The sequence below is a fragment of the Pseudomonas wadenswilerensis genome (genome assembly GCF_024749185.1).
Taxonomy (GTDB): domain Bacteria; phylum Pseudomonadota; class Gammaproteobacteria; order Pseudomonadales; family Pseudomonadaceae; genus Aquipseudomonas; species Aquipseudomonas wadenswilerensis.
Map to the genome: position 1 here is coordinate 3,240,687 of NZ_CP087191.1, position 11,062 is coordinate 3,251,748.

The 11,062-nt window shown below is 62.8% G+C and carries 11 protein-coding genes; 5 read left to right on the forward strand and 6 right to left on the reverse strand.

Going from position 1 to position 11,062, the window contains the following annotated elements:
- The first annotated feature begins 1 nt into the window (after position 1).
- Together LOY45_RS14755 and LOY45_RS14760 are read left to right on the forward strand one after the other, a co-directional pair.
- Positions 2-769 carry an SDR family oxidoreductase gene (locus LOY45_RS14755; protein ID WP_115086882.1) on the forward strand — a complete coding sequence of 256 codons (768 nt, stop codon included), beginning with the start codon at positions 2-4 and terminating at the stop codon, positions 767-769.
- Between the two features lie 202 nt (positions 770-971).
- Positions 972-1,751, forward strand: coding sequence for a TSUP family transporter (locus tag LOY45_RS14760; RefSeq protein ID WP_115086883.1), 780 nt, complete (start codon positions 972-974; stop codon positions 1,749-1,751).
- A gap of 41 nt (positions 1,752-1,792) precedes the next feature.
- Here the strand turns inward: LOY45_RS14760 and LOY45_RS14765 are convergent, their stop codons facing one another.
- Genes LOY45_RS14765 through LOY45_RS14775 form a run of 3 tightly spaced genes read right to left on the reverse strand, consistent with a single transcriptional unit; the run spans position 1,793 to position 4,500 of the window.
- Entirely contained in the window at positions 1,793-2,791 is a 999-nt protein-coding gene (locus tag LOY45_RS14765; RefSeq protein WP_134065158.1) for a hypothetical protein, read from the reverse strand.
- A 31-nt stretch (positions 2,792-2,822) separates the two neighbouring features.
- Positions 2,823-3,653, reverse strand: coding sequence for an NAD(+) diphosphatase (gene nudC, locus LOY45_RS14770; RefSeq protein ID WP_115086885.1), 831 nt, complete (start codon positions 3,651-3,653; stop codon positions 2,823-2,825).
- A 34-nt stretch (positions 3,654-3,687) separates the two neighbouring features.
- Entirely contained in the window at positions 3,688-4,500 is an 813-nt protein-coding gene (locus LOY45_RS14775) for a crotonase/enoyl-CoA hydratase family protein (protein ID WP_115087123.1), read from the reverse strand.
- A 158-nt stretch (positions 4,501-4,658) separates the two neighbouring features.
- On the opposite strand from LOY45_RS14775, the gene nhaB reads away from it, so the two are divergent.
- Entirely contained in the window at positions 4,659-6,161 is a 1,503-nt protein-coding gene (gene nhaB / locus LOY45_RS14780) for a sodium/proton antiporter NhaB (RefSeq protein ID WP_115086886.1), read from the forward strand.
- A 25-nt stretch (positions 6,162-6,186) separates the two neighbouring features.
- Here the strand turns inward: nhaB and zwf are convergent, their stop codons facing one another.
- Both zwf and gnd read right to left on the reverse strand, forming a co-directional pair.
- Positions 6,187-7,689 (reverse strand): glucose-6-phosphate dehydrogenase, encoded by a 1,503-nt coding sequence (zwf, locus tag LOY45_RS14785; protein WP_258577910.1) that lies wholly within the window; start codon positions 7,687-7,689, stop codon positions 6,187-6,189.
- A complete protein-coding gene (gene gnd / locus LOY45_RS14790; protein ID WP_476261647.1) occupies positions 7,686-8,669 on the reverse strand; it encodes a phosphogluconate dehydrogenase (NAD(+)-dependent, decarboxylating) in 984 nt (327 codons plus the stop codon). Before gnd ends, zwf begins: the two co-directional genes overlap by 4 nt.
- Positions 8,670-8,866: 197 nt before the next feature.
- On the opposite strand from gnd, the gene LOY45_RS14795 reads away from it, so the two are divergent.
- Entirely contained in the window at positions 8,867-9,034 is a 168-nt protein-coding gene (locus tag LOY45_RS14795; RefSeq protein WP_166675757.1) for a DUF6026 family protein, read from the forward strand.
- A gap of 11 nt (positions 9,035-9,045) precedes the next feature.
- Here LOY45_RS14795 and LOY45_RS14800 read toward each other — a convergent pair whose 3' ends face one another.
- A complete protein-coding gene (locus LOY45_RS14800; RefSeq protein WP_166675758.1) occupies positions 9,046-9,189 on the reverse strand; it encodes a hypothetical protein in 144 nt (47 codons plus the stop codon).
- Positions 9,190-9,490: 301 nt separating this feature from the next.
- Here LOY45_RS14800 and glgA point away from each other — a divergent pair, with 301 nt between their 5' ends.
- Positions 9,491-11,050, forward strand: coding sequence for a glycogen synthase GlgA (gene glgA, locus LOY45_RS14805; RefSeq protein WP_258577911.1), 1,560 nt, complete (start codon positions 9,491-9,493; stop codon positions 11,048-11,050).
- Positions 11,051-11,062 lie beyond the last annotated feature (12 nt).

An 11,062-nucleotide genomic window follows, 5' to 3' on the forward strand; every position in this document is an offset into this window, starting at 1 on the left:
CATGTCCAAGACTCACCTGTTCGACCTCGACGGCAAAGTCGCCTTCGTTTCCGGCGCCAGTCGCGGCATCGGCGAAGCCATCGCCCACCTGCTGGCCCAGCAAGGCGCCCACGTGATCGTCTCCAGCCGCAAGCTAGAGGGCTGCCAGCAGGTTGCCGATGCAATCATCGCCGCCGGTGGCAAGGCCACTGCGGTTGCCTGCCATATCGGTGAGATGGAGCAGATCGGCCAAGTCTTCGCCGGCATTCGCGAGCAGTTCGGGCGCCTGGACATCCTGGTCAACAACGCTGCCACCAACCCGCAGTTCTGCAATGTGCTGGACACTGATCTTGGCGCCTTCCAGAAGACCGTCGACGTCAACATCCGCGGTTATTTCTTCATGTCGGTGGAAGCCGGCAAGCTGATGCGCGACAACGGTGGCGGCAGCATCATCAACGTCGCCTCGATCAACGGCGTGTCGCCGGGGATCTTCCAGGGTATCTACTCGGTGACCAAGGCGGCGGTGATCAACATGACCAAGGTCTTCGCCAAGGAATGCGCGCCGTTCGGTATCCGCTGCAACGCCCTGCTGCCGGGCCTGACCGACACCAAGTTCGCCTCGGCGCTGGTCAAGAACGATGCGATCCTCAACACCGCCCTGCAGCAGATCCCGCTCAAGCGCGTGGCCGATCCGAAGGAGATGGCCGGCGCGGTGCTGTACCTGGCCAGTGATGCGTCGAGCTATACCACCGGTGTGGCGTTGAATGTCGATGGTGGGTTTTTGTCCTGAGTACCGTGTGGGAGCTGGCTTGCCAGCGATGAGGCCATTGCAGCCTACGACCGCTTCGCGCTCGATCGCGGGCAAGTCCCGCTCCCACACGTTCGCGGCTGCCTTCAGGATCGATGAGGCGCCTGACAGACGGCCTCGATCTCCATTACCATATCGACCCTTCGGCGCAGCCCTTCTGCGCCCAGTCGATTAAGCCCAGACCATGCCTTTCGAACTCAGCGTAGACCTCACCACCCTCGCGATTCTTGCCGCCGTCGCTTTCGTTGCCGGCTTCATCGATGCCATTGCCGGAGGCGGCGGCCTGCTCACCACCCCCGCCCTGCTCACCGCCGGCATGCCACCGCACCTGGTGCTGGGCACCAACAAGCTCAGCTCGACCTTCGGCTCGGCCACCGCCGGCTTCACCTATTACCGGCGCAAGCTGTTCCATCCGGCGCAATGGCGCCACGCCCTGGTCGGCACGTTTATCGGCGCCTTGATTGGCGCGGTGGTGGCCCACTACCTGCCAGCCGAATGGCTGAACAAGATGCTGCCGGTGATCGTCTTCCTCTGCGGCGTGTACCTGCTGTTCGGCGGCACGCCCAAGGCGCCGCTGGACGCCGACGCACCGGTGAAAAAGAAGTGGCAGATCCCCCAGGGCTTCACCCTGGGCTTCTATGACGGCGTGGCCGGCCCCGGCACCGGGGCATTCTGGACCGTCAGCACGCTGCTGCTCTACCCCATCGACCTGGTCAAGGCCAGCGGCGTGGCGCGCAGCATGAACTTCGTCAGCAACGCTGCAGCCCTGTCGGTGTTCATCTTCTCCGGCCAGGTCGACTGGCTGGTCGGTCTGTCGATGGGCTCGGCGCTGATGGTCGGCGCATTTTTCGGCGCGCGCACCGCCATCAGCGGCGGCAGCAAGTTCATCCGCCCGGTGTTCATCACCGTGGTGCTGGCATTGACCGTGCGTCTAGCGTGGCAGCATTGGTTCGGGCAGGTGTAAGCCCTGCGCCCGCCCATTGAATGCAATAGGCAGGCGCTGGATCAAAGGCGGGTAATTTCGACACCGGCGAAATGATCGATCACCAACTGTTTGAACACGTCGATCTCGTCTTTGGCCTTGTCACAGCTCAACTGCTCGATATAAAAACGGTACAGCCCGTCCTCCAGATGGGGCTGGGCTGCTTCAAGGTCTTCAAAGCGTTCGTTGAAGACTGCGTCATGCTCGCGAAAACGCGTGGGATGCTCCTCTCTGAAGAACCCTTGCCACTCGCTTTGTGCATCAAGCAGAAACTCCGGCACAGCGGCCTTGAGTTGTCGCTCGTCCATTCTGAAAGCCTGTGCAAGCTGCGTCAGCTCAGCAAGCATGTTGTCCTGGCCTTTTCGCTCAATCGCTCCCCACCCCTCATCAGGGCCCAGCAGAAGGCGGCCACTTTCAATAATTACCGCATTGCGCCGCTCCAGGCGCTGGACCGGGATATCAAGCAGTGCGCTGAATGGATTACCCGGTGGCGATGGGCGGACTTCAAGCTCCCAGGGGAAGCTCTCCAACAGGGCATCTGCACCCGAGAACGCGTCCGCGCCGCCGGTACGATCGAAATACACGCACGCCCCCAGATCGCTGTCCTCAAATACCGCCACCCCAAGCTGATGTTCAGGCGCCCCCTCCTGCGCAGGTGCCGACACGTTACGGGGCAGAAGTCGGGGTAGCAGTTCGAAGGGGTTGGCGTCAGTGCCAGAGAGCCCTGCCTGATACAGTATCTGCTCAGCCAGCGCCTGCTGTTCTGACGACATTTGCGTTTCGCTGATACTTGCCGCCAGAAACGCCAATAGATTTTGATAGGCCTCGGGACGTGAACCCCGGCCCTCGCCCAACGCCACGCAAGCCTGCTCCAGCTGCTCGCGTAGTTCATAAGCGCCCGGCGACTCTGCCTGAAGGTCAACAGAATGACTGTAGCTGCTGGCTGCTGGATTCAACTCCACGACGATCTTTCCCGGCTGGTTAGTAAAGTCGGGCAGTTTCTTCTGATAGGGTCCAGGCACCTAGAGGGAATACTTTCCCTGTCAGCTTGTGTCAGCTGAGCAGCACCGGCTCCTGCAACCCCAAGCGCCGCGCCACGTACAAGTCGATCAGGTAACGGGCAATCGAGCGCCCCGCCGGCAACGGCGGCAGCGCGTCGACCCGGAACCACTGGGCGTCCTCGATCTCGTCCGCTTGCATGATGATCTCGCCGCCGGCGTACTCGGCATGAAAGCCGAGCATCATCGAATGCGGGAACGGCCAGCACTGGCTACCGACATACTGGATGTTCTGCACCTCGATCGCCACCTCTTCGCGCACCTCGCGCACCAGGCAATCCTCAGCCGACTCACCCGGCTCGGCAAAGCCGGCCAAGGTGCTGTACACGCCGGTGACAAAGCGTGGAGAACGGGCCAGGAGGATTTCATCGCCACGGGTGACCAGCACGATCATGCTCGGCGAGATGCGTGGGTAGCTGCGCAGCTCGCACGGCGCGCAGTACATGGCCCGCTCCCAGTGGATCTGCGCCATGGGCTGGCCGCAGCTGCCGCAGAAGCGGTGCTCGCGGGCCCAGGTGCCGATCTGCGCGGCGTAGCCAAGGATCTTGTAGGTATCGAAGTCGCCTTCGAGCATGAACTGACGCAAGCCGCGCCAGCTGCAGCCCGCTACCGCCTGCGGGCTGCGCAGCTCGAGAAGGAACACCGGCTGGCCATCGAAATGGCCAATGCCGTGCTCGCACAGTACGTCCAGTTCCTGACGCCTGAGCCAGTCGCGCGGGAACAGCGCACCATTGTCATCGACCAGGAACCCTTCGCTGCTGCGGGCTACTGCCCAGCCGCCGCTGATGTTCGTATCCAGTACTGCGGTGATCCAGCGCGCTGACATCGTGCGGTTCCTTGCGGGGGTTCGCCGCCGGGCGTCAGTCGGCGAACTCGGGTTTCTGTTTGCTCATGTGGGCGGCAACCGCCACCCGCAGATCGGTGGACTGCAGCATGGCGGCGTTCCAGGTGGCGATGTACTCCAGGCCATCGTCGATGCGGTGATCGCGCATGTAGCTGATCATGTGCTTGGTGCCGGCCACGGCAAGCGGCGATTTTCCCGCAATTTCAGCGGCAATGGCAAAGACTCCGTCAAGCAGCGCCTCATTCGTGTCGAACACCCGGTTGACCAGGCCGATGCGCAGGGCTTCGTCAGCCGCGACATTGCGCCCGGTGTAGGCCAGCTCGCGCATGATGCCGTCGCCGATGATCCGTGGCAGGCGCTGCAGGGTGCCGACGTCGGCGGCCATGCCCATGTCGACCTCCTTGATCGAGAACTGCGCGTCACTGCTGCAGTAGCGCATGTCACAGGCCGAGACCAGGTCGATGGCGCCGCCGATGCAATAGCCCTGAATCGCCGCCAGCACCGGCTTGCGGCAGTTGTCCACGGCATTGAACGACGCTTGCATGCGCAGGATGGTCCGGCGCAGCAGGCGTGCGTTGCGGCCGACGTCCTTGCCCAGCTCGTTGGCCACCGAGGCCAGCAGCATCAGGTCGATACCCGCGGAGAAATGCTTGCCCGCGCCGCTGATCACCACCGCGCGCACTTCGTCGGTTTCATCGATCCAGCGGAAGATCTCGACGATTTCGCTCCAGAACGCCGCGTTCATGGCGTTGTACTTTTCCGGGCGGTTGATCTGCACGTGGGCGATGTGGTGAATCAGTTCGACCTTGAACGCTTGGTAGTCAGTCACGGTGCTTTCCTTGATGGCGGCGAGGTTGATCGCAGGACTATAACAAGGTGGCCGTCGGCGCCAAGGCCGCGCTTGTGCCAAAACCGGGACTTTTACCTTGATCTCCTTTCGCACATGCGGCACTTTGCCCAGCTGTTGAATCATAAGGATACATTTTCATGTCCCGCTCCCTGGCCGGCGCCCTGGCCCACAATTTTCTCGGGCAGTCGCCGCGCTGGTACAAGGCCACCTTGTGCCTGTTCCTGCTGCTCAATCCCCTGCTGCTGTTCACCCTTGGCCCGGTGGTGGCCGGCTGGGTGCTGGTGATCGAGTTCATCTTTACCCTCGGCATGGCGCTCAAGTGCTACCCGCTGATGCCCGGCGGCCTGCTGATGGTCGAAGCCCTGCTGCTGGGCATGACCACGCCGCAAGCGCTGTATGAAGAGCTGCAGCACAACTTTCCGGTGATCCTGCTGCTGATGTTCATGGTCGCCGGCATCTACTTCATGAAAGACCTGCTGCTGTTCGTGTTTTCGCGCATCCTGCTCGGGGTAAAGTCCAAGACCCTGCTGGCCTTGCTCTTCTGCTTTCTCTCGGCGTTTCTCTCGGCGTTTCTCGATGCCCTGACGGTCACGGCGGTGATCATCAGCGCGGCGGTGGGCTTCTACTCGGTGTATCACCGGGTCGCTTCCGGCGGCAACCCGCGGGAAGACTCGGACCTGGACAGCGACCAGCAGATCGCTCACCTGCACCGTGACGACCTGCAGCAGTTCCGCGCCTTTTTGCGCAGCCTGCTGATGCATGGCGCCGTCGGTACGGCCCTGGGCGGTGTGTGCACCCTGGTGGGTGAACCGCAGAACCTGCTGATCGGCCACGAGATGGGCTGGCACTTCGCCGAGTTCTTCCTCAAGGTTGCGCCGGTGTCGCTGCCGGTGCTGGCCGCCGGCCTGGTGACCTGCGTACTGCTGGAGAAACTGCGCTGGTTCGGCTATGGCACCCTGCTGCCGGACAACGTGCGCCAAGTGCTGGCCGCCTATGCCGCCGAAGACGACGCCCAGCGCACGACTCATCAACGTGCCGCCTTAGTGGTGCAAGGCCTGGCGGCGCTGATCCTGATCATCGGCCTGGGCCTGCATGTGGCCGAAGTCGGCCTGATCGGCCTGCTGGTGATCGTGTTGATCACCGCCTTTACCGGCATCACCGACGAACACCGCCTGGGCCGCGCGTTCCAGGACGCCATGCCGTTTACTTCGCTGCTGGTGGTGTTCTTTGCCGTGGTGGCGGTGATTCACCAGCAGCAGCTGTTTACCCCGCTGATCCAGTGGGTGCTGGCGCTGCCGGCGGATCAGCAGCCGGGCATGCTGTTTATCGCCAACGGCCTGTTGTCGGCGATCAGCGACAACGTGTTCGTTGCCACCATCTATATCACCGAGGTCAAGCAGGCGTTTGTCAACGGTGGCATGAGTCGCGAGCACTTCGAGACCCTGGCGGTGGCGATCAATACCGGCACCAACCTGCCAAGCGTGGCCACGCCCAATGGCCAGGCGGCGTTCCTGTTCCTGCTGACTTCGGCGATCGCCCCGCTGATTCGCCTGTCGTATGGGCGGATGGTGTGGATGGCGCTGCCCTACACCGTGGTCATGGGTGGGCTGGGGTGGTGGGCGGTGACTTACTGGTTGTAGGAGCGGGCTTGTCCCGCGATGGGTTTCACCCGATGCGGTGCCAGACCCTCCGGTCCCGGGCCAGCAACTCATCCGCCGCCGTCGGGCCATTTTCGCCGGCGGCATAGGGCTGCACCTCGCCGCCCTCCTTCCAGGCATCGAGAAACGGTTGCACTGCGCGCCAGCCGTTCTCGATGTTGTCGGCGCGCTGGAACAACGTCTGGTCGCCGGTCAGGCAATCGTAGATCAGCGTCTCGTAGCCCGTGGACGGCTGCATCTTGAAAAAGTCCTTGTAGGCAAAACCCAGCTCGACGTTCTCCATGGCCAGGGCCGGGCCCGGGCGCTTGGCCTGCAGGTCGAACCACATGCCTTCGTTGGGCTGGATCTGGATCTTCAGGTAGTTGGGCTTGAGCCGCTCGACCTCGGTGTCACGAAACTGGGCATAGGGCGCTGGCTTGAAGCAGATGGCAATCTCGGTATCGCGCACGCTCATGCGCTTGCCGGTGCGCAGGTAGAACGGCACGCCGACCCAGCGCCAATTGTCGATCATCACCTTGAGCGCGACGAAGGTTTCGGTGTTGCTGTCGGGCTCGACCCGCGGCTCTTCGCGGTAACCGGGCACGTTCTTGCGCCCCTGCTTGCCCGCCGTGTACTGGCCGCGCACCGAGTGCTTCAGGGCCATGTTTTTCGACCAGGGCCGGATCGCGCCGATGACCTTGGCTTTCTCGCTTCGGACCGCATCGGCGCCAAAGGCTGCCGGCGGCTCCATGGCGACCATGGCCAGTAACTGGAACAAGTGGTTGGGCACCATGTCCCGTAATGCGCCGGTATTGTCGTAGAAGGCGCCGCGGCTTTCGACGCCGACGGTTTCGGCAGCGGTAATCTGCACATGATCGATGTAGTGGTTGTTCCAGAACGCTTCGAACAGGCCGTTGGAAAAGCGGCTGACGAGGATGTTCTGCACCGTCTCTTTGCCCAGATAGTGGTCGATGCGATAGATCTGCTTTTCGCTCATGACCTTGAGCAGGCAGGCGTTGAGCGCTTCGGCACTGGCCAGGTCCGAGCCGAAGGGTTTTTCCACCACCACCCGGCGAAAGCCATCGGTTTCGTCGAGCAGGCCGGCGGCGCCCAGGCGCTGCACCACTTCGCTGAAAAAGCGCGGCGAGGTGGCCAGGTAGAACACCGCGTTGGCACTGGGGTTGCTGCGGATGCGTTCGGCGATGGCCTGGTAGGTGGCTTCGTCGAGAAAGTCGCCGGTCAGGTAGCCGATGCGCTTGGCCAGGCGCGCCCAGAGCTTGTCATCCAGGCACTTGCTGGCGCCTTCACTGGCCTTGTCGCGCTCGCACATGAAGGCTTCCAGGCGCGCGGCGAATTCACGGTCGGTGGCGGCGTTATGGTCGACGCCGATGATCCGCAGGCCCTTGTCGAGCAAGCCGTCGCGGCTCAGGTTGTACAGCGCCGGCATCAACAGGCGTTTGACCAGGTCGCCGTTGGCGCCAAACAGGAACAGGTTGCAAGGCGGGGCCGCTTCGATTTGTGTTTTGCTCATTCGGCGTTCTTCTCGACATGACCACCAAAGCCGAAGCGCATGGCCGACAGCATGCGGTCGGCATAGGTGCCCTGCTGCTGGCGCGAACGAAAGCGGGCGAACAGGGCGCTGGACAACACCGGCACCGGCACCGCCTGCTCCACCGCCGCATCGATGGTCCAGCGCCCTTCGCCGCTGTCGGCCACAGAGCCACTGTAGCCACCCAGTTGCGGATCGGCCACCAGGGCATCGGCGGTGAGGTCGAGCAGCCAGGAGGTGACCACGCTGCCACGGCGCCAGACTTCAGCGATTTCGGCCAGGTTCAGGTCAAAGCGCTGCTCGGCCGGCAAGGCATCGCTGCCCTTGCTCTTGAGCAGGTCGAAACCTTCGGCATAGGCCTGCATCAGGCCGTACTCGATGCCGTTGTGGATCATCTTCACGTAGTGTCCGGCACCTGCAGGACCGGCATGGATATAGCCTTGCTCGGCACGCTCGGCCGGGCCCTGGCGGCCCCGGGTGCGAGGAATCTCACCGACCCCGGGGGCGAGGGTTGCGAACAGCGGATCGAGACGATCGACCACGGCCTTTTCGCCGCCGATCATCATGCAGTAGCCCCGTTCCAGGCCCCAGACACCGCCCGAGGTGCCGACGTCGATATAGTGCAGGTTGCGCGTGCCCAGCTCGGCGGCACGGCGCATATCGTCCCTGTAGAAGGTGTTGCCGCCATCGATGATCACATCGTCGGCATCCAGCAGGTCGGCCAGTTGCGCAATGGTCTGCTCGGTCGGCTCACCGGCCGGCAACATCACCCACACCGCGCGTGGTTTCTCCAGCTTGCCCACCAGTGCGCCAAGGTCGTGGGCGCCATTGGCACCTTCCTTGACCAGGGTTTCCACCGCCTGGCGATCACGGTCATGCACCACCATCCGGTGCCCGCCACGCATCAAGCGCCGTGCAATATTGCCGCCCATGCGGCCCAGCCCCACGATTCCCAATTGCATGTGCGATGCTCCCCTGGAATGAAAAATGCCGGTTCAGGCCTTCAAGGTTAGTCCAGCCATCGCCCACTTGGTTCAGCGACGAACGGCAAGACACCCAGAAACAAAAAAGTTCCCATGACCGACAAAAGAATTCAGAATCGCCGCCGATCAAGCAGCTACGCTGTTAGAAAAACGACCCACCCTATGCGAGGTGTGCAATGGGAACCCTTCTGCCGAAAATGCCTGCCCAGACCCTCTACGTGACGGTTCACCGCGACGAGTTGCGTCGCCTCAAAGAAGAACGCGACCAGTTGCAACAACAAGTCGCCCGGCTCAACCTGCTGCTGCAGCAAGCGCAGGACGGCCAGGTGCCCGCTCGCGCCTGACGGCGCCGCCTCTATCGTTGGAATGGCCAGCAGTGGCTGATCAGCAGCCACCATTCCTCGCTGTTGCCGCGCGGCTGAATTTGCGCCATGACCTGCGGTACAAATGCTGCAGGTTTTCCCGCCAGCAAAAGTGACCAGCGGGTCACATATTTCACGATATCTCTCCTACACTCGGTATTCGGCCAGACATCGCCCGGAAAACTCGACTGAAATTAGTCGAAACTTCTGGAATCGCGGTAGGTCAGGAACTAAGTAGGCCATCGATTCCGCTTCAACGGACGCGGCCCACCCATCCCATATCGTCACCACGCCGTCGGCAGGACGCCGGCTTGCGTAGCGCTTGTGCGCTTGGCTTCGGGGCATGGAATGCAAGGCAAGACCACTTATAGAGAGAAGTATCAGCAGAGAAACAACAACGGGCGCCCACGCCCGCACAACATAGGGACGGAGAGAAGTATGATCAGTGCCGCTGTCGAACCTCATGTAGAGCATTTCACCCCGGATACGCGTGAGTCGCTTGGAGCGGATTTCACGCCGACAGCCAAGGCACTGGGTGCTGACCCCAGACGTTCATCGAAGAAGCGCAAAGTGTTGTTCGTTACCTCGGAAATCGCCGACCTGGTCAAGACCGGCGGCCTGGGCGATGTCTCGGCGGCATTGCCGCGAGCCATGCGCCACTTGCACGATGTGCGGGTGCTGATCCCCGGTTACCCGCAAGTGCTGGAGAGCGACAACCCGATCCACCTGGTCGGCGAACTGGGCGGCCACGCAGCGCTGCCGCCATGCAAGATCGGCCGCATGGACCTGGCCGACGGCCTGGTGATCTACGTGCTGATCTGTCCCGAGTTGTACCAGCGTGAAGGCACCCCCTACGGTGCCAACAACGGCCGCGACTGGCCCGACAACCATATCCGCTTCGCCCGCCTGGGCCTGGCCGCCGCGGAAATCGCTGCCGGTGAAGGCATGGTCCACTGGAAGCCCGACCTGGTCCACGCCCACGACTGGCCCGCCGGCCTGGCCCCGGCCTACATGCACTGGCGCGGCCTGCAGACCCCGACCCTGTTCACCATTCACAACTTGGCCTACCAGGGCGTGGTCAGCCGCGCCTGCTGCCCGGAGCTGGCGATTCCCAACCATGCCCTGCAGCAGGAAGGCATGGAATTCTACGGCAAGCTGTCGTTCCTCAAGGCCGGCCTTGCCTATTCCAGCCACATCACCACGGTCAGCGCCACCTACGCCCGAGAGATCACCACGCCGTCGTTCGGCTGCGGGCTGGATGGCTTTCTAGCCAGCAAGGCTCAGCAAGGCCTGCTCAGCGGCATTCCCAACGGCATCGACGAAAGCTGGGACTCGGCCAGCGACCCGCACCTGGCCCACCCCTTCAGCCTCAACGACTGGGAGGGCAAAGCCGTCAACGCCCGGCAGGTCCGCGCGCTGTTCGAGCTGCAGCCCTCGACCGGGCCGCTGTTCGCCGTGGTCTCGCGCCTGGTGTACCAGAAAGGCCTGGACCTGACGCTGGGGGTGGCCGACTACATTGTTCGCCAAGGCGGCCAGATCGCGATCATCGGCCGCGGCGAGCCAGAAGAAGAGCAAGCCATGAGCGAACTCGCCCTGCGCTATCCCGGGCAGATCGGCGTGCGCATCGGCTTCAACGAAACCGATGCCCGGCGCATGTTCGCCGGCAGCGATTTCCTCTTGATGCCATCTCGCTACGAACCCTGCGGCCTGAGCCAGATGTATGCCCAGCGCTTCGGTTCGCTGCCGGTGGCACGCAACACCGGGGGCCTGGCCGACACCATCGAGAACGGCGTCACCGGTTTTCTGTTCGATGAGTCCACTGTCGACAGCTACCGCGAAGCCCTGAGCCGGGCGTTTTACGTGTACGGCAAGCAGAACCTGCTCAACGCCATGCGTTGCCTGGCCATGACCCAACCCTTCAACTGGTGCCAGGCCGTCGAGCCTTATGCCCGTCTCTACGAGGAATTGGTTGAAAACGCCCGTGTAACCCCACGCTGACGCGAGGTGGCA